Source organism: Anaerolineales bacterium (assembly GCA_003105035.1).
In the GTDB taxonomy this organism is placed as follows: Bacteria; Chloroflexota; Anaerolineae; order Anaerolineales; family UBA4823; genus FEB-25.
This window is the reverse complement of sequence record PQAL01000002.1, coordinates 84,748-107,110: the sequence shown is the minus strand read 5'-3', so window position 1 is coordinate 107,110 and position 22,363 is coordinate 84,748. Positions and strand designations below refer to the sequence as shown.

The window sequence follows — 22,363 nt, the reverse complement described above, 5'->3', positions numbered from 1 at the left end:
TTAACTCTCCACGAAATGGATGTAGAGAATATTTTCCTCGACCTTGGTTTCATAAGGGTCGAGAGGCCGGGGCTGTGGGCCTTTGATGATCTGCCCATCAATGTTGAAATAGGCATCATGGCAGGGGCAGATGTAGGCTTCGGCATCAGGCGCCCAGTTCACCCGGCAGCTCAGGTGCGTGCATTTATTGGAGAGCGCCACGATCGATCCATCCTCATTGCGGATGATGTAGACCCCGTAGCTGTTTACGGTTGTCTCCCAGCCGTTGACCTTAGTACGGTTAAAGTTGAATAATGTGGGGACGCCGGCCGGAAAATTATCCACCGGGCCTGCCGGTATCCAGGCATCGGCTGATGCCTTTGTGAGAGCAGGGGCAATCAGGTAGCCAATCGCCGGGAGACCGATTGTGGCTCCCATCACTGTACCTGTGGCAGCAGCCACAACAGCGACAAACTCTCGACGGCTCATATGGGGAGTTTTGGGCATTAATACCTCCTGGTGAGCGATATAAATCGATAAACCCTTAAAAATTGGGAAGACGATCTTCCTGATGGCTGCAGTGAATTGTATGTAGGCTTATTGTACATCAATGACACAGGAAGATCGCCTAATCCCGCATTGATAATTTTAGAACATATCATGACAGGATGATAAGGATAAGTAATATGAATAATCCATGAGTTTTATCACTTTTCTCTAATGTTGTTCAAATGGGATAATTGTGCAATCCATTTTCCGCGATTCTGGTGAGTTTGAAGGAGGAAAATATGGCTTATGGCAAGTACACCGGCTTAAAAGGCTGGCTATATAAAGGAAGCACTCCTTACTACGCATTTGCGATTCACCGCCTCACCGCAATGGGTATCATCTTGTTCGTGGGGCTCCATGTCCTATCATCATTTTCAATGCAGCAAGTACTGGGGACGTGGGGGACGACCATCAACACCATCTACGAGTCGGCATGGTTTCAAATCATCGTCATTTTCTGCGTCCTCTTCCATGTGCTGAACGGGTTTCGGGTTGCCATCCTCGATATTTGGCCCAGGCTGATCAAGTATGAACGGGAGACAGTCTACCTCTTATGGGCAATCTTTACCCCGATCTATTTGCTGACTGTGTTCTTACTTGTTACTAACGCGATCTCTGCTGGGTAAGGGCTGAGGAGAGAATAACATGCGATCTCATTACGCTCCAAATCGTGGCCTAAATCTAGATTATCTCATGTGGCTGTTTACGCGTATCTCTGGGCTAGGGATCATCCTGCTAGCATTAATCGGCCTTGCTGCTGCCATGTACATGGGGGCTCGCCTGCAGATGGACCTGCCCACCGTTCTTCGCTGGACATTTTTACCCAATCCCAGCCATGTGGTCAACAGCAACATCCCGGACGTAGTACCCGGTTGGGCCAATGCTTTCTGGCAGATCATGCAATTCCTGATCGTGTTTTTCGCATTCACCCATGCCGCCAATGGGATAAGAATGATCGCTGAGGATTATGTCGGTCACACGTTGTGGCAGCCGTTTGTAAGAGCTTTTATTGCTCTGCTGTGGGTAGCGATGACCATTATCGCCTTTTATGTAATCATCGGTTCAGCATATTAGCTTCAACACGGGATGTAAGGAGCCTTGACAATGAAAAACCATCAATTTGACGTCATCGTGATTGGAGCAGGCGGAGCTGGCCTGATGGCAGCCCTATACGCATCAAAGACTGCCAACACCGCCGTGATTAGTAAGCTCTACCCAACCCGCTCACACACCGGGACAGCCCAAGGGGGTGTGGGTGCCGCGCTTGGTAACGAAGAAGAAGACCACTGGGAATGGCATACCTTTGACTCGGTCAAAGGAAGCGACTATCTGGGCGACCAGGACGCGATCGAATTCATGTGTTACGAAGCAGTCCAGGCGGTCTATGAACTGGAACACTACGGGCTGCCATTTTCGCGCACCCCAGAGGGGAAGATTGCCCAGCGCCCATTTGGAGGCCACACCAACAACGTGACCGGCAAGCCTGTGCGCCGGGCATGTTATGCGGCTGATCGCACCGGGCACATGATCCTGCAAACCCTTTACCAGCAATGCTTGAAAAATAATGTCAATTTCTTCGATGAATTCCAGGTGGTTGACTTGCTGGTAGTCAATGGAGCGGCTGCCGGGGTGGTAGCGATCGAGCTCGGTACATCCGAGCTGCATGTATTTCACGCAAAATCGGTGGTACTCGCCACGGGCGGGCACGGGCGGGTGTGGGACATCACCTCGAACGCTTACGCCTATACCGGGGATGGGATTGCCATCACCATGCGTCATGGCGTCCCGATGGAAGACATGGAATTCTTCCAATTTCACCCGACGGGAATCTATAAGCTGGGCATCCTGATCACGGAAGGCGTGCGCGGCGAAGGTGGAGTGCTGCTCAATGGGAAAGGGGAGCGCTTCATGGAAAGGTATGCTCCCAAGGTGAAAGATCTGGCATCCCGAGACGTGATCAGCCGGGCCATGTACCTGGAGATCAAGGCTGGCAATGGCGTCAACGGCCAGAATTACCTGTACCTGGACGTCCGCCCCGAAACCGTCAACAAGTATGCTGCCCTGGATGGACGGAAACGCCCGGATGGCACGCCATACATCATGACCGGTGAGGAGATCATCGCCAAGCTACCCGACATTGTGGATTTCGCCCGGACTTACCTGGGGGTTGACCCGGTAGCCCAACCCATGCCCGTCCAACCCACAGCCCACTACACCATGGGTGGCATCCCGACCAACAAGTATGGCGAAGCCGTGATCGATGAGAACAACACGGTCATGCCCGGTTTATATGCCGCCGGTGAAGTTGCCTGCGTCTCGGTACATGGCGCCAACCGGTTAGGAACGAACTCATTACTAGATTTGATCGTATTCGGCAAACATTCCGGGTTGCGGGCGGCAGAATTTGCCCTCGGCTCAAATTTCCAGCCCTTGCCCGCCGACCCGACCGAGTTCACCCGCGCTCAGTTTGACCGCATCCGCAATGCCGAAGGAAATGAGAAGATCCTGGATATCTCCAGCAAAATGAAAACAGTCATGATGGACTGCGTGGGCATGTTCCGCACCGGGGAAGGCATGCAATCCGCTCTTGAAACGGTGCGTGAGCTGCGTGAACGCTATCTGCATATCCCACTGCACGACCAGGGGAAAATCTTCAACACTGAAATGATCAATCTCTGGGAACTCGGAAACCTGCTTGAGATCGCCGAAGTTGTGACGGTGTGTGCCGCCGCCCGCACGGAAAGCCGGGGAGCCCATGCCCGTGATGATTATCCGAAACGCGACGACGCCAACTGGTTGAAACACACCCTCTCGTGGATAAAGCCCAATGGTGAGATTGAACTTCGTTATAAACCTGTTGTGATCACCAAATTCCAGCCCAAGGAACGAGTCTACTAAAAGAGGTGGCAGCCATGGAAGTAAAAGTAAAAGTCTTCCGCTTCAATCCTGAACAAGACAAGAAACCTCATTACGAAACCTACAAACTGGAGGCCCAACCCACCGACCGAGTCTTGGACATGCTGGAGTATATCAAGGGTTACTATGACGGCACCCTTTCCTTCAGGCGTTCATGCGCGCATGGTATATGCGGCTCGGATGCGATGCGGATCAACGGGCGAAATTACCTGGCCTGTAAAGCGCTGCTTAAAGACCTGCACACCAATAAGCTCACCGTGGAGCCCATCCTGGGATTGCGCGTAATCAAAGACCTGATCGTGGATATGGAGAAATTCTTCGAGCATTATAAATCGGTGATGCCATATTTCATCAACAACGATCCCCCACCTGCCCAGGAGCGCTTGCAGACGATTGAAGATCGCGAGCGCTTCGACGATACAACCAAGTGCATCCTGTGCGCCTGCTGCACCACTTCATGCCCGATCTTTTGGGCGAGTGATAATTACATTGGCCCGCAGGCCATTGTAGCTGCCCACCGCTTCATTTTCGACAGCCGCGACCAGGCCGCAGCTGACCGCCTCAGGATCCTGAATGACCAGTTCGGTGTCTACCGCTGCCACACAATCTTCAACTGCACCGAATGCTGCCCGCGCGAAATCGAAATCACCCAGGCAATCGGCGAGGTAAAAGCTGCCATCATGACGGGCAAAGTGTGAGAGATCATCGCTAATATAAACCCCAATTGATTCCATCCCCAAGATGTCAAAGTCATGGCTGCCTCTGACAGCCATGAGCTTTAAAACGAGATAAATTTCCGTGCTATAATCTCGGGCGAACGCCCCAGTAGCTCAAAGGATAGAGCGAGGCACTCCTAACGCCTAGGCTGTGGGTTCGACTCCCGCCTGGGGCACCAAAAGTTGTCATACATTTTGGTTTTTGAACCCTTGTCAAAATTCAAACATTCGTGTATTATTGCCAACGATGAACGTCTGGGTGCCCCCCTCACCCAGGCGTTCATCATTTAATTCACGGTAATTTTATTTTCCCCGCTTGTGGAGCAAAGTTCCGCTCAAATCGTATGGCATCGCACCAGTGATTCGCACCGGTAGAAGCTCACCAGGTAGTGCTTCTCCTTCCACGATGACCAGACCGTCAATTTCTGGAGCATCCCGGTAACTGCGTCCCAAAGACAGGCCATCCCCCTGACCTTCGAAAAGCACATCCAACACCTTTCCCATCAAGCGCTGGTTGCTTGCCATTGAAATATCCTGCTGGAGCGCCATGAGACGATCATAGCGTTCTTCCTTCACCTCAGCAGGCACAGGATCACCCAGCAGCTCGCTGGCTGTACCCGGCTCAAAAGAGAATTGGAAGGTGCCAACCCGATCGAACTGGATTTCCTTCACAAAATCCAACAGGGCTTGAAATTCTTGCTCTGTTTCACCCGGATAGCCCACAATGAAAGTCGTGCGCAGGGCCAGGTCAGGCATTGCAACTCGCATCTTCTCCAGGGTGTGGTAGACCCAATCAATGTTGGCAGGGCGTTTCATCCTGCGCAGGGTATCTGGGTGGGCGTGTTGCAAGGGCATATCCAGGTAGTGCAATACCTGGGGTTTGGAGGCCATCACCTCGATCAGCCGGTCAGTCACATAGCCAGGGTAGGCATACATGATACGAATCCAGTCAATGGCTGGTACGGCAACGGTCAGATGCTCAAGCAGGCGGGCCAGCCCATCCTTCATCCCCAAGTCATACCCGTAATCGGTCGTATCCTGGGCAATGAGGTTAAGCTCATGCATGCCCATCTCGCTGAGCTGGCGGGCTTCGTCGATGATCACCTCCATCGGCCGGCTGACCGCCGTGCCTTTGATGAGCGGGATGGCACAAAAGGCACACGGGCGGCGGCATCCATCGGCGATTTTGATGAAGGCACTATTCCCCTGGATCCCCGCACGCAGCACGCCATGTTCATCCTTGCCGACGGTGGGCACTTCAGGCAGGTGATACAACGGTTCAGGGTGCTTGTCATGGCGTAATGCCTCCACCACCTCAAGGATATCCATCCAGCGCCGGGTACCCAGGATGCCATCGATCCCCTTCACCCTGCGGGTCACTTCAGCCCCATAACGCTGGGTCAGGCAACCTGCAGCAATCAGGAGTTGCCCAGCCTGTTTCTTATCGGCCAGCTCCTGTAGTACTTCATATGACTCTTCCCTGGCAGGCCCGATAAAACCACAAGTGTTGACAATCAACACGCGAGCCGCAGCTGGGTCGTCAGTCGATTGGTAACCACCAACCGCGAGTAGCTGCGCCATCGAGGCCGAATCGACGGTATTCTTGGCACACCCAAGTGAGATCATGTGAAATGATTTATTTTTCATCTTTATTGGAAATTTATGGCCTGGGTGTAGGTGTTGGTGTTGGTGTCGGTGTGTTGGCAGCACCCATGGGAGTTTGGCTGGACGTGGGCGTGATGGTCGAGGTAGGTGCCGGTGTGCTTGTGGCTGGGACTGCCGGGGTGGGAACCTGCATGCCTGAGAGGCTGAAAACCCGCTCAATCACTTCACCGAACGAACCTAAAATACCCAAGTCCTGTTGGTTGAAATAAACCCGTAGAGCAGAAGCGTCGCCGGTCAGCAAGCTGACCTGATCACTCCCAGCAAAGGAGTAGGCAGTTCCCGGAATCACCCGCCCTTCAAACAAAGTTTCACCATCTACGATCACGCGCATCCAGGCACGTTGGTTGGCAACAACATTTACCTGGATGGGGGCATTGACAATGCCGGGGGTGGCGGCATATACCACCGCGGTCTCAGTCAATACGGGTTGGACTGTGCCGGAGATGGGTATTGTACTGGCGATCAATGAAGGGGCAGCTGAAAGCTGGGTACCAGGAAAAGGAGTCGTTGTTATCAACGCACCACCAACCTGTGTAGCCAACAGCATCTCTGAGACAGATGGCGCAGTTGGTGAGGGTTCCTTCCCAGCATTGAGTCGCGAGATACGCAGCACTCCCCAGACGGAAAAACCCAAAAGGAAAATTATGATAAATCCACCTACAAAGAAATCCATAGAGAACAAGCGCTTCAGCTGGGATGGTCTGGCAGGTAGACGGCCTTCTTCCTGACTGCTTGCCGTCTGAACCGACGTACTCCTGACGGCCCGCCGGTTATTCAGGTCTGCCTGCAGCCCATCGGCAAAGCGCAGTAAGATTGCCTCGGTATCCAGACCAAGGAACGAAGCGTAATTACTCAACATGCCCCTTCCTTGCACCGGAGATGGTAGGTGGCCAATATCCCCGCTTTCCAGGGCCTGGATATAATGCATCCGAATATGGGTATGCCGCTCAACATCACCAAGGGATAAACCCATGAGCTCGCGCTGCGACTTAAGCCTATCGCCGATTTCTTTGAAGATCGCCGTTGATGTCACGCCTGCCTCGCTTTCAGCAGTTGGTGGGGAGACGGGCGTGGGAAGCGCAGAGCTTGATACAGCGTCTTTATCCAACAATCGGATGAGCTCACTGGTATCTAGTTTAAGATACTCTCCATAAGCGCGCAAAAACCCACGCAACTGTGCCGTGGAGGGCAATAAGTCAAACTTATCTGCCTCCAGGTCTTCCAGGTAGTGCAAGCGGATATGCGTCGCCTGGGAGACCTGATCCAGGCTGAGCGACAATTCCTCGCGCCTCTGCCTGAGCTGAGATCCGATGGACATAGATTGTATTATACAGCAGGCTTAAACAACATCACGGGTGCCGGTAGGGATATCATATCCACCAGGCACCCGTCGAATTTCAACAAAATTATTAATCATTCATCTTCGGGTTCGGCAGCCGGTTCTTCTTCCGCCTCGAGCTCTTCAACCACGGGGGCGGGCTTGCCAGTCGTAGCCGGAGCGGTAGCCGGGGTGGTAACCGGGGTTGTAGAAGGAGTGAAGGCTTCACCTTCACGGTAGACAATGACATCGATGGTGGGGATCAGGTCGACGGTAAGGCGGATGTGCACCTTGTATTCGCCCAGCATACGTAGGGGTTGTGAATCGATCTGCCGACGGGCAATTTCTACACCAGCTTTGGCCTTGATGGCATCGGCGATCATCTGGGTCGTCACAGAACCATACAATTTGCCAGTTTCGGAAGCCTTGGCAGGGAATGCCAGGGTGAGCCCAACAATCTGCTTGGCAACAGTGTCCATCTCTTCGTTCACAATGGCACGCTGGACATTGGCTTTTTCCCGGATGCGCTCAGACATTTTCAACGCCTCGGGTGTGGCCAACACCGCCATACCTTGCGGAAGCAGGTAGTTACGGCCATAGCCATCGGCAACCCGCTTAACATCACCAGCACGACCTAATTTGTATACGTCTTTCAGGAGGAGTACTTTCATTTTCCCAAGCCCTTTCGCTTCGTAAAATTTTGCCTGGGCGAAGGGTACAACGCCACAGGCAAGGGGGGATTTTACCAGGAATATGGAGGAGAGTCAATCCAAAGTTGAATAAAGGCAATTTCAACTTTGGATTGGCACGATTATAATAATCTCATGCCAGACCGCACACGTTCCCAACGGGTGGAGGCTATCGTTCTCCGTCATAGCGATTGGGGAGAGGCTGACCGCTTACTGTGGCTATTCACGCGCGAGTTGGGAAAGGTAAAGGTCATTGCAAAAGGCGTCCGCAAGCCCCGCTCACGCAAAGCCGGTCACCTGGAACCGTTTACGCGTGTGGAGCTAATGTTGGCTCAGGGTCGCGATCTGCCTATCGTCACCCAGGCAGAAGCCAGGGATGTCCACCCGGCGCTGCGTGAAAATCTGGTGCGGGTGGGATATGCCTCGTATGTGGTTGAGTTGCTGGACCGTTTCACATATGAAGAAGGCGAGAACCATGCCTTATACCGCCTATTGAGTGAAACCCTTTCTCGAATCAATAAGGAAACTGAGCCAGCCTTTGCAGTACGCTATTATGAGGTCAGGCTGCTTGACCTGGCCGGATTCCGCCCTCAGCTGCTTGGCTGCGTAAATTGCGGGGATGAAATTAAGGCGGAAGACCAGTACTTCTCATTCGAGAAGGGAGGGGTGATCTGCCCCAGGTGTGGTGCCAAAGAAGGGGGCATTCGCCCGGTGAGCGTGCAGGCATTGCGCATCTTACGTCATTTCCAGCGCTCAAATTACGCTGAAGCGCAACGCCTGACGCTGTCATCAAATATTGACCGTGAGCTGGAAAGTATGATGGGGAATTACCTGACCTACCTCCTTGAGAGGGGTCTGAACTCGCCGGCGTTTTTAAAGCAGGTGAAGAAGATCACTGAGTCCGGAGAAAATTGATGCGACGCTGATTAAACTCAGCGGAACTATCCCGTAGGGGCAATGTATGGGGGCACCAGGGAATAAGACTTATGTCACATTCATCCTATCTATTTTGTGCTATATTACACTATATTGTGCATCCTTGCACAAGTATGCTATATATAATGCCTGAGGAGAAACCGGGATTCAGAAGCATACAGCTATATAAACCATCCCTTTTGTCGCTTTAAACATATTCCAGAGCGACGCTTTTGCATTTTTATAGACCGGCATTTTCCACATTGCTGGATTTATTAGGTGCTTTGTTACCGGAATGTTACAACTTCTGTTAGGAGAAGCAGCGGATGAAACCTACCACTAGAGGTAGCCCAAAGATTGGTGTATATATCTGCCATTGTGGAACCAATATTGCCGGGATGGTGGATGTGGAGGCGCTGAGCAACCACGCGGCTACATTGGGAAACGTCAAGATCGCAAGGCACTACACTTATATGTGTTCAGATCCAGGCCAGGCTCTCATCAAGGATGACATCCGTAATGAGGGTCTGGATCGCGTTGTAGTGGCCTCCTGCTCTCCACTGATGCATGAATCCACGTTTCGGAGGGCATGTGGTGAAGCTGGGTTGAACCCCTTCCTGTTCCAGATGACCAATATCCGGGAGCACTGCTCCTGGGTGTCGGATGATCCGCAGTCTGCCACGCAAAAAGCCAGGGCTCTCGTCTCTGCAGCCGTCGAACGCGTACAGTACAACCTGCCGCTGGAAGCACGCCAGGTGGACATGAAACAATCCGCCATGGTAGTTGGAGCTGGCATTGCTGGGATCGAAGCTGCCCTACGCCTGGCGGATGCCGGCAAACACGTCTATCTGGTGGAGAGGCAGCCGAGTATTGGCGGGCACATGGCCCAGCTGTACAAGACCTTCCCAACGCTAGACTGTGCCGCTTGAATTCTCACTCCCAAAATGGTGTCCGTCGGACGCCACGAAAACATCACCCTGCTGAGCTACAGCGAGGTCGAGTCGGTATCAGGCTATGTTGGCAATTTTTCCGTCAAGGTGCGTCGCAAACCACGCTATGTGGATGAAGACACGTGCACTGGCTGCGGGACGTGTGTGGAAAAATGCCCTTGGAAAAAGATCTCATCTGAATTCGACCTGGGGTTGGGAAGCCGACCGGCCATCTATTTCCCATTTGCCCAAGCTGTGCCACGCGTGCCCGTGATCGATACCCAGAATTGCGCCTATTTCCAAAAGGGTAAATGCCGGGCATGCGAAAAATTCTGCCTGACCGGATCGATCAATTTTGAGCAACAGGAAGAGCACCTTGACATCGATGTTGGGGCAATCATCCTGGCGACGGGCTTCAAGGATTTCGAAGCCCAGCGTATCCATGAGTACGGTTACGGCGAACTGGACAACGTGGTGACCAGCATGGAGCTGGAGCGCCTGATCAATACCGGTGGGCCAACCATCGGGGAAGTGCGCCTCAAAGACGGCCGCAAGCCGGACAGCGTTGCCATCATCCATTGTGTGGGCAGCCGGAACAAGGAATACCATGAATACTGCTCGCGGGTGTGCTGCATGTATTCCCTCAAGCTGGCCCAGCTGGTGCGCGATTATGTGGGTGCGGAAGTTCATGAGTATTACCGCGACATGCGCGCCTTCGGAAAAGGATACGAAGCTTTCTATGAACGCGTGGAACGGGCAGGGGTTCACTTTGCCCGCTTCGACCAGGATTTGCCAGGAGGCGGCCTGGAGATCAGCCGCCATAATGGCCAGCTAAAAGTTTCGAGCATGGACCTGTACACCGGGAAACCCTCGGACCTGCTGGTGGATATGGTGGTGTTAAGCACCGGCGTTGAGCCACAGGCAGATGCGGCTCAGGTGGCCCAAACCTTCAGCATCAGCCGCGGCCCCGATGGCTTTTTCCTCGAGAAACATCCCAAATTGGCCCCAGTTGAGACCACGACAGACGGTGTTTACCTGGCGGGTGCCTGCCAGGGTCCAAAGGATATCCCCGATAGTGTCGCACAGGGAGGCGCGGCTGCCTCAGTAGCCCTCTCACTGATGGATGCCGGGCACGTAACCCTAGAACCTTTTACAACCTATATCGACCAATCCAAGTGCGGAGGCTGCCGTACCTGCGAAGGCTTATGCCCCTATCACGCCATTGAGATGATGGAGCTGGAAGGACGGTTGGTGGCATATGTCAATGAGGTGTTATGCAAGGGATGTGGTGCCTGCGCGGCAGCTTGCCCAGCTCAGGCTGCCATCCAAAATGGCTTTACCCAGGAGCAGATCCTGGCTGAAATTGATGGAATCCTATCGGTAGTGAATTTATCTGTAATCTCTGAGCAGGAGGTGGCATGAACCTCTCCAAAGTAAAAACGGGAGTTTATATCTGCCACTGCGGGACGAACATCGCCGGCAAGGTGGATGTCAAAGCCGTAGTGGATTTTGCCCGGACGTTGAACGGCGTTGTGATGGCGCGCGACTACACCTATATGTGCTCTGACCCAGGGCAGGACCTGATCAAGCAGGATATCCGCGAACAAGGCTTGAACCGGGTGGTGGTGGCTTCCTGCACGCCTCTGATGCATGAACCGACCTTTCGCCGGGCATGCAGCGAAGGTGGTTTGAACCCGTTCTACTTCCAGATGGCGAACATCCGTGAGCACTGCTCGTGGGTGGTGGATGACCCAGGCATGGCTACCGAAAAAGCCAAGCACATGGTAAGCGCAGCAGTCAGCCGCGTGCACCACCACCGGCCGCTGAACATGCGCTCGGTGGATATGCAACAATCAGCGCTGGTGGTGGGCGGAGGTATCGCCGGGATCGAAGCAGCCCTGCGCCTGGCTGATGCTGGCAAAAAGGTTTACATGGTTGAGCGTGAGCCAAGTATTGGCGGGCACATGGCCCAACTGTATAAGACCTTCCCAACGCTCGACTGTGCGGCCTGAATACTCACACCCAAAATGGTGTCCGTTGGACGCCACGAAAACATCAGCCTGCTCAGCTACAGCGAAGTAGAAAAAGTCTCCGGGTATGTGGGGAATTACCAGGTGAGGGTTCGCCGCAAGGCACGCTTTGTGGATGAAACACAGTGTACTGGCTGTGGAAAATGCGCCGAAGTATGCCCGGTGGACGTGATCAATACATTTGATAAGGGGTTAAGCACCCGCAAGGCTACCTACCGGCATTCTGCCCAGGCAGTGCCTGGAGCCTATGTCATTGAAAAACAAGGCATCGCACCCTGTCGGGCAGCCTGTCCAACAGATCAGCGTGCTCAGGGGTATATCGCTCTGATCAAGCAGAAACGCTACGCGGATGCATATTGGGCCATCCGCCGCGAGCATCCCTTCCCTTCCGTTTGCGGGCGGGTGTGTAACCGGCGTTGCGAAGAGCAGTGCAGCCGGGGTATGTACGACGAGCCGGTAAGCATCATGAAGCTGAAGTGGTTTGTGGCGGATTGGGCTTTTGCCCACCGTCATGAGCTGCCCAACATGCGCGACAAATCCCTGGTCGGCACACCTTTCTCCCACAAGCCAACCCCCACCGGCAAGAATATTGCCATCATCGGGGCTGGTCCGGCTGGGATGACCGCAGCCCTTGACCTGACGCGCATCGGCCATCACGCCACAGTCTTTGATTCGCTACCCATTGCCGGCGGTATGATGCGGGTGGGTATCCCACCCCACCGGCTACCTTATGACCGCCTGGATTGGGAAATCCAACAGATCATCGATGAGGGCGTGGAGATGCGCCTCAGCACCCGCATCTATGATATCCCCGGACTGTTCAAACAGGGTTTTGACTCAGTGGTGATTGCCACGGGTGCGCACAGCGCCTGGAAGCTCAATCTTCCGGGTGCTGAACACCCCGATAACTGGCTGAGCCTGGACCTGTTACGCAGGGCCTGCCTGGGGGAGAAAATTGACCTGAGCGGGCGTGATATTGCCGTGATTGGCGCTGGCGACGTGGCTTTGGATGCTGCGCGTGTCTCTGTGCGCCTGGGCAGCCCCAAGGTAAAGATCGTATGTCGAGGCATGCGGGCCTCATTCAATGAGATCGATGAAGCGAATAAGGAAGGTATTGAAATCATCCGCAACCGGGTATTTAAGGAGGTCGTCATATGGTCCGGGAAGATCATCGGGATCGGATGCGTGGAAGCTAAGGTTGGCGGCATCGTCAACGGCAAGCGCCAGGTTGAGGAGATCCCCGGGACTGAGCATGTCATCCCATGTGACCTGGTGATCTGGGCGGTCGGCCAGCAGCCGGATTTCGCTTTCCTGCCTGAAGGCACCATGATCCGCAAGCTCAGCTCAATGGGCCTCGAAACAGATGACGAGATGATGACTGCCATGCCGGGAGTTTTCGTGGCTGGAGACGTCAGGCGCGGTACGACCTTCTTCGTGGTGGATGCAATTGGCGAAGGTCACCACGTAGCCCGCTGCATTGACCGTTACCTGCGTGGCGCAGAAGGTATCCAGGAACCACCCCGGCTGCCTACAGCCACTTTCACAAAGGAAGAGGTGCTGCAAAAGATGGAAATCGGCTGGGCGGCTGATATCCCGCGCGCCAAGACCCACACAATACCCGCGGAGAAGCGAGTCAACAACTTCAGAGAAGTTGATCTTGCCCTCACCGAGGAAGAAGCCCTAGCTGAAGCCGAGCGCTGCCTGCGCTGTGGCATCTGCTCCGAATGCCTGGAGTGTCTGTCAGCCTGTGAGAGAGGGGCGATCAACCATGATATGAAAGACAGTCATCTGGACCTGACGGTAGGCACAATCGTCCTGGCGACTGGCTTTAAAGACTTTGACCCCGCCCGCATGCCCGAGTTGGGCTATGGCCAGCTGGATAACGTGCTGACTTCCATGGAATTCGAGCGATTGATTAATGCCAGTGGACCAACCAGTGGCAAAGTAACCCTAAAAAACGGCCGCTCTCCGAGAAGCGTGGCAATTGTACACTGCGTCGGCAGCAGGGATGAAAAATACAACGAGTATTGCTCACGCGCCTGCTGCATGTACTCGCTTAAACTCGCCCAGCTGGTCCACGATTATGTGGATGCCGAGGTGCACGAGATTTACCGCGACATGCGCACCTTTGGTAAAGACTATGAAGAGTTTTATAACCGTACTCGCAAAAAAGGCGTGAACTTCTATCACGGGCGGGTGAAGAGCATCCAGCGCCAGGATGGGCACCTGGTGGTCAAGTGGGATGAAGCCTTCTACGGCCAGCCGGATCATATTGATGTGGATATGGTCATCTTGTCCACCGGCTTTGAAGCTCAGGAGGATTCCGCTCAGGTAGCCAGTCTGTTTGGAATTAGTCGCAGTCCGGATGGTTTCTTCCTGGAGAAGCACCCCAAGCTGGCGCCGGTGGAGACCTCCACAGAAGGCATATACGTAGCAGGAGCCTGCCAGAGCCCCAAGGACATCCCCGATAGTGTTGCCCAGGCTGGAGGGGCCGCTGCGGCTGCACTTTCCTTGCTTGACCAGGGCACCATCGCCCTGGACCCATCTGTGGCAAATGTGAATTTGCTGCGCTGTGCAGGCTGTGGTCTGTGCATCACGGCTTGCCCTTATGGCGCCATTGAGCTAAAGGAAAGTGTGGCTTCCGTCAATACATACCTGTGTAAAGGTTGCGGCACTTGTGCAGCTACTTGTCGAGACAAGGCCATCTCCCTGATCCATTTCGATGACCAGCAAATCGTCAATGAGATGATCGGGGCATTAGCGGTTGAACCGGTGGTTCCCGGGATCTTGAACCCATAGGAGGTGGTAGCGTGCCATTTGAACCCAAAATCATTGCTTATCTATGTTCCTGGTGCAGCTACACCGGAGCAGATACGGCTGGTATCGCCCGCCTGAAATCGCCTGCCAACATCCGCGATATCCGCGTGCCATGCTCAGGGCGTGTATCACCCGAGATCATCATGCGCACCTTTGAGCAGGGTGCAGATGGTGTGCTGGTGCTGGGCTGCCATATCGGCGAGTGCCACTACAACACTGGCAACCACCGGGCGGCAAAACGCTTGCCCGTCCTTCAAGCACTCATGGCTTATGCCGGGCTGGAACCCGAACGCGTGCGCCTGGATTGGGTATCAGCCTCAGAGGGTGAGCGCTATTCACGCATCGCCACCGATTTCACCGATACCGTGCGGGCACTCGGACCAATTCATTGGACAGTTTTCGACCGGCACACGCGTTTTGTCTGGAATCAGGAACCCATCAGCCACCGCTATTCCGCCTTCAGTGACGAGCAGCCCAAACACGTCGTGTATCACACCCCCATTCATGATGAACAGACCCTGGCCCTGCAGTCTGCAGCCCGCGACCTGCTGGCTAACCAGCAGGTGGATTGTGTGATCGGCTTCGAGGTCGGTCCCAGGGGCCGGACCCGCCCGGCTTTTATCCACCAATCAGAAAATGTGGAGCGCCTGGTATGGAATCAGGATTGTACTCACAACCTCTCGGCGTACCTCAGCAAAAAACTGGGTTGGGGCACCGATGGTGGTAAGAAAAAGCAACCCGATAAGCTGCCGAAAGCGGCTGTGGTGGTTAAACCCTGTGACAGCCGCTCAATTAACGTATTACTGGCTGAGAACCGCTTTTTACGCGACCAGGTCTACATCATCGGTTTGGCCTGTGATGGCATCCGCCAGGGATCGGGTTTCAACAATGATAAAAGCGGACCCATCCAAACCCGCTGTGCAGCCTGCCAGGTGCGCACGCCGGTCGTGTACGATACACTGATCGGTGATCCTGAGGCCACCTTCCGTGAGATCCCACCTGAGCATATCTATCCGGGGATCGACCACGTGGATGCGCTGTCATCTACGGAACGGATGAACTTCTGGCTGAGCCAATTCGACCGCTGCATCCGCTGTTATGCCTGCCGGCAGGCCTGCCCGATGTGTGATTGTCCCATCTGCCTGTATGAGCGGGACGATTCGCTGTGGGTGGGGATGGGAATCGACGTGGATGAGAAAAGGGCCTTCCACCTGGGGAGAGCCTATCACCTGGCAGGGCGCTGCGTAGGCTGCAATGAATGCGAGCGAGCCTGCCCAATGGACATCCCTCTCAGCCTGATCCACCGCAAGATGGCGCAGGAAATGGTTACCATTTTTAACTACCAGGCTGGAATGGCCGCGGTGGCACCGCCATTTGTGACCATCCTGGGCGGAGAGGAGAACCTACCATGAACTACCTTACGCAGCAGGAACTGGTAGCCTGGCTGGATCACCTGGCCCAAGAGCAAACCCTGATCGCCCCGCTGGACATCGCTGGGAATATCCTGTACCGTCCCGTTTCAGATACGAGCGAGGTAGTATGGGACTTTGACCGTTCATTCATGTCAGTCAAGGATGTTTTCTTCCCCCAAACCGAGCGGCTGATGCTGATCGAGAAACTGGGCAATCGGGTACAGCTTACCGAAACCCTCCCAGAAGGCCAAACGGTCATTTTCGGGGTTCGCCCATGTGATGCACGCGGCTTGTTGACCCTGGATGCCTTGTTCATCGAAAATGAGCCTGTCGACCCCTACTTTGCCCGGCGCCGTGAGAACACCACCCTGATCGGCCTTGCTTGCCATTCGCTGGGGCCGAGCTGCTTTTGCACGAACTTAGGGGGGGCCCCCGATGACCCGTCTGGGATGGATATCATGCTCACCCCTTCCGATGGTGGCTATGTAGCTGAGATCATCACTGAGAAGGGCGAGATGATCAGCAGGAAATTCCCGGTATTTGATGGCCTGTCGGAAATACGCCCGCATCCGACCCATGCCCGCAAGCGCGAGCTGAAAATTGCTCCCAAGGAAGTCTGGCCAGCGAAATTCAACGATGATTTCTGGGCTGAGATGGCTGAGCGTTGCTTGAGCTGCCGCATCTGTGCCTACGTTTGCCCCAGCTGCCGCTGCTTCGATGTGCGCGACGAGGCCCTGCCAGGCGGGAATGGTCATAACCAATCTGAACGCATCCGCTGTTGGGATTCGTGCAACGGAATCCCCTATCGACGGGTGGCTGGCGGGCACAACCCGCGTTTTATGAAAAATCAGCGCCTGCGCAACCGCTTCTACTGCAAGTTTTTTTACTTCCCACTACATTATGGACCGGTTTCCTGCACGGGTTGCGGACGCTGCATTGATGCCTGCCCGGTGAATATCGATATCACCGAGGTTCTGGGATACATTGGGAGGAGCTGATCTATGTCGGACTACCTGCAAACCAACCCCATGCTACCCTACCTCGGAACATTGGTCGAGGTGAAAGATATCGCCACGGAGATCAAGCTGTTTAAGGTGGCCATGCAAAATGGTGGAACTGAAGCGTTCCATGATTACAAGCCCGGCCAATTTGCATTCGTCTCATCATTTGGTGCGGGAGAAGCGCCCTTTGGGATCGCCAACATCCCCCAGAACGACGAGCCCATCCTGGATTTCGCCATCAACCGCCTGGGGAGCGTGACGACCGACCTGCACGAGCTGGGAGTGGGGGATACGGTCGGAGTGCGCGGCCCGATGGGGAACGGCTTTCCCATGGAGAAGTTCAAAGATAAAAACCTGATCGTAATTGGGGGTGGAATCGGAGGCGCGCCGCTGCGACCAGTCATCCAATCGGTGATGGCGCATCGCAACGATTACCGTGACTTCATCATCCTGTGGGCAGCCCGTAATCCTTCCCTGCTGGTTTTCACCGATGAGTACGACCAATGGCGTGCGACCCCCAACACCGAGCTGCACCTGACCGTCGACCAGGGTGACAGCACCTGGACGGATAACGTCGGCTTGATCACCCAGTTGTTGGAAAAAGTAGCCCCATCACCGCGCAATACCATCACCATCACTTGCGGCCCACCCATCATGATCCACTTCGTCAACCGCGTGCTGGTGGATAAGCTTAATTTCAAGCCCGAGCAAAATTATGTCACCCTGGAAGCACGCATGCACTGCGGAATCGGCAAATGCGGGCGGTGCAACCTGGGCAGTAAATTAATCTGCGTGGACGGGCCGGTATTCACCATGGCTGAGGTAGGCGCATTGCTGGAGAGCTTCTTGTAAATTTCCGTTTCAGACACTCGCTAATGCAGCTTTCCTCCTGGTTGAGGAAAGCTGTTTTTTTTCCAAAAGCCAACCAGCTCGTGCCTTTCGGGAAGTTCAGCTAAGCAGGGGCTAAAGTATAATTGGCCTGTACGATAGCCAATAATGTGGGAATCGTCCAGATAAATTCTAGCAAAACTCCAGGTCTCTCCATATTTTCTAGCCTTCATTCTATGTCGTTCGCACCCAGCCCAGCCTTGAAAAAAGACCCTACGTTGCTTAGCAGATTTACGCAGGGATCAAAGTCCTTCGTCAACACACTATGGCAACTGGCAGGTTCACGCCATCAATTTTGGATGCGCCTGTTCACGATTACCATCCTGGCATCTTACCTGTATGTGTTAATGGAATGGGTTTTCTTTGTAACCATGCCATCTTTCATGGGCCTCATGCCCTTTTTCACCAGGTTGGAAATTTTCCTGCTTTCAGGGTTGGGGCTGTCTTTATTTTGCCTGATCATTATCATTGGCTTCATCATTCTGGATATCATTGCTTCCTATTCCAACCTGACGAGGCTCACCACTCACCTGGGAGCCTTGCTACCTGCCGTGATCCTCTCTGCGCTTGGATTCTTGATCCTGGATAACTTCACTTACACCCTGTTCAAGTTCGGCGTCAATACGTCAACAGGAATTGCCAGGGGAGTTTATGCGTTACTGTTCGTGGCCATATTTATTTACACTTATTCCAGGGTTTGGAAGTATCTCAGTTCAGGCGACCTAGACCCGCAGAGAAAAAACGCGCGAGGATTTTTCTTTGCTTCATTGGGTATCCTCGCCATCAGTTTGGCTCTGGCGCTCGTCAAACTGGATTATTCTGCGCTTTTTAATACACCTTTGGAGGTTACTACCTCGACCACCAGCAAGCTACCCAACATCATCCTGCTGGGCAGTGATGGACTGGAGGCTGGCCACCTTTCGGCGTATGGCTACAAGCGCATTACCACCCCACAACTGGCTGAGCTGGCCAAGTCTTCCCTGGTGGCAGAAAACGCCTTCACCAACGCCGGCAATTCTGCCGGGTCGGTCATCTCCATGCTGACCAGCAAGCTTCCCACCCAAACCCGGGTGCTTTACCCACCCAACATCCTGACTGGGACAGATGCATACCAGCACCTGCCCGGCATGCTCAAGGAACTTGGCTACCAGGCGATTGAGTTTGGCGCACCGTTTTATGTGGACGCATACAACTACAACCTGCAGAATGGCTTCGACGTGGTCAACAACCGCACCCTCAACGTGGGAAAGCTAGGAGAGCTGGGCCGCAAGCTGGGCTATGATAACCAGGTATACTTCTTGTCACGCCTGCTGTGGCGGATTTCTGATCGGCTGTTGCACATATTCTACATCCGGGAGACACAAAACCCATTTGATATCGTCACCCAGGTAGTGCCAAACATCAGTGACAGCGATAAAATTGACCAATTACTGACATCCTTGGATAATGCAGAAGCACCGATATTCATCCATGCCCATCTGTTAGGCACCCATGGGGGATACTATAAACCTCCCGACCAGCTCTTCTCAATCGGAAAGAGCCAGACCCGGCCCTGGATGGACGATTTCTACGATGATACCCTGCGTGCTTTCGATGCTTTCGTAGGAAAAGTAGTCCATCACTTAAAGAAAAATGGACAGCTTGAGAACACGATCCTGATCATCTATACCGACCATAACAGGCAGTTCGAGGTCAACCAGCGCATTCCGTTGATCATCCGTTTCCCAAATGGCGAGTATGCAGGCAAGATAACCACCAATGCTGAAAATATAGATATCGCCCCAACGGTACTGGACTACCTCGGTGTGCCGCAACCGGCATGGATGAATGGAGCATCACTCCTAAATAATAGGCCTGAGCACCAATTGATCTTCAGCGCCGGCACGACTGAAACACGGCCGAACGAGAACAGCGTCGCCTTCCTGGATGAAAGACTCAACCGTCCCCCCTTCTACCAGTTCAGCTACATCGGCGTCATAGACTGCCAGAAGTGGTATCGGTTTGACCTCACCACATATCAATGGTCTTATGGCGAGGTGGCAGGCTATGTGAACCCATGCAACCCGGAGCAGATGAAGGGATTGCTGGAGATCAAGCAAGCGGTCTACGATCGCCTTTCAGCTGATGGATTCGATATCAGCTCGCTGCCGTAAATATCCTCCAACATATTACTGATTCCCATAATTCTCATTCCTGGGTAGAATCAGCCAACCTTGTTCGGCATGCCCATTGGCTAAAGAACAAGTGGTCATTACTGAATACTCTAGCAATTTATTTGACAGCTCACTGGTAAAGAAAAGGTGTCCCGCCTCGTGATAATCTTTCCTTCCGAAAATTTGGTGCATGAATGAAAAACCAGGGGTATTGGCTGGTTCTGGTAGCGGCCTGTCTGTGGGGAACCAACGGCACAGCCCAGGCGTTAGCCCCGGAAGGTGCACAACCCATCATCATCGGTACCCTGCGCATCATCCTGGGAGGGCTTACCCTTTTAGCGTTTGCTGCCTGGCGAAAAACCCTGCGTGACGGAAAGCGCTGGGCGTTCCTGCCTACATTGGTGGCCGCATTCTCGATAGCGGCTTACCAGGTTTTCTTCTTCGCTGGGGTAGCCCGCACGGGAGTGGCAGTGGGAACGATCGTGGGTATCGGCAGCACACCCATCCTGGCGGGCCCAATCGGTTACCTGGTGCGCCGAGAAAGACCAACAGCCCGATGGGCGATCGCAACCGCCCTGGGTGTGATCGGCTGCACGCTGCTTATTACAGCGGGTGAAAAAATCCATGTGGATCCGTTGGGAATTTTCCTGGCCATCTGCGCAGGCGGGTCGTATGCAGTGTTCACCACAATGAGCAAAGGACTGATCGAAGAACATGCCCCGGAGGCCGTCATGGCTGTCACTTTCTCCGTGGGGGCGTTACTACTCACACCGTTGCTGCTCACGGCCAACCTCAGTTGGCTGGCAGAACCTTCAGGCAGGTTAGTCATCCTACACCTGGGCGTGATCACTGCCGCAGTGGGTTACACGCTGTATGCGCGTGGTCTGCGTCTGATCCCGGTATCCACTACCGCCACGCTCACCCTGGGTGAGCCTCTGACTGCCGGGCTTTTAGGGGTTTTCTTTTTACACGAGCCGATAACCGAACCCGCTTTATTGGGTATCCTCTTGATCTTCTCAGGCCTGGCGGTGCTTTCAACAGAGAAGGCTAAACCGTCCCATCAAGTTGCCTAAACCGGAGGAAGCAAACAACAATACGTAATTTCTATGGCTTGGAACTGCTATTGAATTGGGTTAATCGCCCGTATAGACGCGCGGCACGCGCGTATTGATATTGGTCAGGATTTCGTAGGGAATCGTCCCAGCCCAATCGGCCAGGTCTTCACAGGTGATTGATAGGCCGTCGGCTTCTCCGATCAGGATAACTTCGTCATCGTTATAAGCGCTATCCCACTCGATATTGACCACAATCTGGTCCATCGAGATGCGCCCCACGACCGGGTATTTTTTCCCTCGCAGCAGCACCTTCGCTTTAGATGACATGCTGCGAAAATAACCATCCCCATAACCCACCGGCACGGTGACGGCTCGTACCATACGGTCCGTCTGCCAGGTGGAACCGTAGCCCACCGGGTGACCGGGCAGGATGACCTTGAAATACACCACGCGCGACTTCCAGCTGAGAGCAGGCCTGACAACCACGCTGTGAGGGATCTCAAATGAAGGGTAAACCCCGTAGAGCAGAAGCCCGGGTCGGACGATATCGAAGTGCGCTTCAGGTAACTGCAGGATGGCCGGGGAATTCGCCATGTGCCGCAGGGGCGGGTTGGGCAGGCTGTGACGCTCAAAAAAGTCTAGCACCTCCTGGAAACGCTCCAGCTGCTGTCGAGCGTCGGCTAAATCAGTCCGATCAGCATTTGCGAAGTGCGAGTAAATCCCTTCAATGGCTATCGAGCGGCATTTTAAGGCAGCTTCCAGGAATGGTTGCGCGCTGTAATAATGCACCCCGATGCGCTCCATTCCGGTATCGATCTTGAGATGCACGCGGGCTTTCACGCCCATTTGCGCAGCGATCTCATCCACCTGGAATAACTTGTCTGCCGATGAGGCGGTGATGGTCAGGTCATGTTTCAGGAAGCCTGGCACCTGGTTGCCCAGGATCCCCCCCAGGACCAGGATGGGTGACTGAACGCCATTCTGGCGCAGGAGGATGCCCTCTTCCAGAACGGCAACCCCCAGATAATCAGCCGCCAGTGATTCCATCAGCTGGGCTACGCGCAGCAGCCCATGACCGTAAGCGTTGGCCTTGAGGATTGGCATGACTTTGGCTGGCGCCACATGCTGGCGGATAGCCTGAAAGTTAGCCGCCAACCGGTTCAGGTTGACTTCTACCAGGGTTGGTCGAACGATCTCGCTCGAACTTATCGTGGGTTCATTGATGGTCGACATGTGCCAGTAACCAACACAGTATTTATTCTGGTGTTAACCCAAAGTATATCAATAAAAGAGAGCGAGCAGGTGGCTGGCACCTGCTCGTTTAGCTATCT

17 protein-coding genes, 1 tRNA gene and 2 pseudogenes are annotated in these 22,363 nt (G+C 54.0%); 15 read left to right on the top strand and 5 right to left on the bottom strand.

Annotated elements, in window-relative coordinates; genetic code table 11:
* Nucleotides 1-486, bottom strand: coding sequence for a hypothetical protein (locus C3F13_00760; GenBank protein ID PWB56634.1), 486 nt, complete (start codon nt 484-486; stop codon nt 1-3).
* Nucleotides 487-767: 281 nt separating this feature from the next.
* On the opposite strand from C3F13_00760, the gene C3F13_00755 reads away from it, so the two are divergent.
* The 5 genes from C3F13_00755 to C3F13_00735 all read left to right on the top strand — a co-directional run bounded on the left by C3F13_00755 (nt 768) and on the right by C3F13_00735 (nt 4,339).
* Nucleotides 768-1,154, top strand: coding sequence for a hypothetical protein (locus tag C3F13_00755; protein ID PWB56633.1), 387 nt, complete (start codon nt 768-770; stop codon nt 1,152-1,154).
* Nucleotides 1,155-1,173: 19 nt separating this feature from the next.
* Nucleotides 1,174-1,602 carry a hypothetical protein gene (locus tag C3F13_00750; GenBank protein PWB56632.1) on the top strand — a complete coding sequence of 143 codons (429 nt, stop codon included), beginning with the start codon at nt 1,174-1,176 and terminating at the stop codon, nt 1,600-1,602.
* 30 nt (nt 1,603-1,632) lie between these two features.
* Complete coding sequence (locus C3F13_00745; GenBank protein ID PWB56631.1) at nt 1,633-3,426, top strand: succinate dehydrogenase flavoprotein subunit; 1,794 nt, start codon at nt 1,633-1,635, stop codon at nt 3,424-3,426.
* Nucleotides 3,427-3,440: 14 nt separating this feature from the next.
* Complete coding sequence (locus tag C3F13_00740) at nt 3,441-4,142, top strand: succinate dehydrogenase iron-sulfur subunit (GenBank protein PWB56630.1); 702 nt, start codon at nt 3,441-3,443, stop codon at nt 4,140-4,142.
* 121 nt (nt 4,143-4,263) lie between these two features.
* Nucleotides 4,264-4,339, top strand: a tRNA-Arg gene (locus tag C3F13_00735).
* Between the two features lie 124 nt (nt 4,340-4,463).
* Here the strand turns inward: C3F13_00735 and rimO are convergent.
* The 3 genes from rimO to C3F13_00720 all read right to left on the bottom strand — a co-directional run bounded on the left by rimO (nt 4,464) and on the right by C3F13_00720 (nt 7,814).
* A complete protein-coding gene (rimO, locus tag C3F13_00730) occupies nt 4,464-5,807 on the bottom strand; it encodes a 30S ribosomal protein S12 methylthiotransferase RimO (GenBank protein PWB56629.1) in 1,344 nt (447 codons plus the stop codon).
* Nucleotides 5,808-5,820: 13 nt separating this feature from the next.
* Nucleotides 5,821-7,143 carry a hypothetical protein gene (locus C3F13_00725; GenBank protein PWB56628.1) on the bottom strand — a complete coding sequence of 441 codons (1,323 nt, stop codon included), beginning with the start codon at nt 7,141-7,143 and terminating at the stop codon, nt 5,821-5,823.
* A gap of 95 nt (nt 7,144-7,238) precedes the next feature.
* On the bottom strand, nt 7,239-7,814 hold the full coding sequence (locus C3F13_00720; protein PWB56627.1) for a 50S ribosomal protein L9: 576 nt from the start codon (nt 7,812-7,814) through the stop codon (nt 7,239-7,241).
* A gap of 126 nt (nt 7,815-7,940) precedes the next feature.
* Here C3F13_00720 and recO point away from each other — a divergent pair, with 126 nt between their 5' ends.
* The 10 genes and pseudogenes from recO to C3F13_00670 all read left to right on the top strand — a co-directional run bounded on the left by recO (nt 7,941) and on the right by C3F13_00670 (nt 21,050).
* The gene (recO, locus tag C3F13_00715; GenBank protein PWB56626.1) at nt 7,941-8,747 is read left to right on the top strand and encodes a DNA repair protein RecO; all 807 of its coding nucleotides are present in this window, start codon (nt 7,941-7,943) and stop codon (nt 8,745-8,747) included.
* 326 nt (nt 8,748-9,073) lie between these two features.
* The gene (locus tag C3F13_00710) at nt 9,074-11,098 is read left to right on the top strand and encodes a disulfide reductase (protein PWB56625.1); all 2,025 of its coding nucleotides are present in this window, start codon (nt 9,074-9,076) and stop codon (nt 11,096-11,098) included.
* A pseudogene (locus C3F13_00705) lies at nt 11,095-11,901 on the top strand (pyridine nucleotide-disulfide oxidoreductase). The gene C3F13_00710 and the pseudogene C3F13_00705 overlap by 4 nt, the downstream one beginning before the upstream one ends.
* A 246-nt stretch (nt 11,902-12,147) precedes the next feature.
* Nucleotides 12,148-13,161: pseudogene (locus C3F13_00700) on the top strand (hypothetical protein).
* Between the two features lie 939 nt (nt 13,162-14,100).
* The gene (locus C3F13_00695) at nt 14,101-14,505 is read left to right on the top strand and encodes a hypothetical protein (protein PWB56736.1); all 405 of its coding nucleotides are present in this window, start codon (nt 14,101-14,103) and stop codon (nt 14,503-14,505) included.
* An 11-nt stretch (nt 14,506-14,516) separates the two neighbouring features.
* Nucleotides 14,517-15,935: a hypothetical protein gene (locus C3F13_00690; GenBank protein PWB56624.1), complete on the top strand. Its 1,419-nt coding sequence runs from the start codon at nt 14,517-14,519 to the stop codon at nt 15,933-15,935.
* Nucleotides 15,932-16,933, top strand: a complete 1,002-nt coding sequence (locus tag C3F13_00685; GenBank protein ID PWB56623.1) for a sulfite reductase — start codon at nt 15,932-15,934, stop codon at nt 16,931-16,933. Before C3F13_00690 ends, C3F13_00685 begins: the two co-directional genes overlap by 4 nt.
* 3 nt (nt 16,934-16,936) lie before the next feature.
* Nucleotides 16,937-17,788: a hydrogenase gene (locus C3F13_00680; protein PWB56622.1), complete on the top strand. Its 852-nt coding sequence runs from the start codon at nt 16,937-16,939 to the stop codon at nt 17,786-17,788.
* A gap of 212 nt (nt 17,789-18,000) precedes the next feature.
* A complete protein-coding gene (locus C3F13_00675; GenBank protein ID PWB56621.1) occupies nt 18,001-19,977 on the top strand; it encodes a hypothetical protein in 1,977 nt (658 codons plus the stop codon).
* Between the two features lie 194 nt (nt 19,978-20,171).
* Nucleotides 20,172-21,050, top strand: coding sequence for an EamA family transporter (locus tag C3F13_00670; GenBank protein PWB56620.1), 879 nt, complete (start codon nt 20,172-20,174; stop codon nt 21,048-21,050).
* 60 nt (nt 21,051-21,110) lie between these two features.
* On the opposite strand, the gene alr is transcribed toward C3F13_00670, so the two are convergent.
* Nucleotides 21,111-22,265, bottom strand: coding sequence for an alanine racemase (gene alr, locus C3F13_00665; GenBank protein ID PWB56619.1), 1,155 nt, complete (start codon nt 22,263-22,265; stop codon nt 21,111-21,113).
* Nucleotides 22,266-22,363 lie beyond the last annotated feature (98 nt).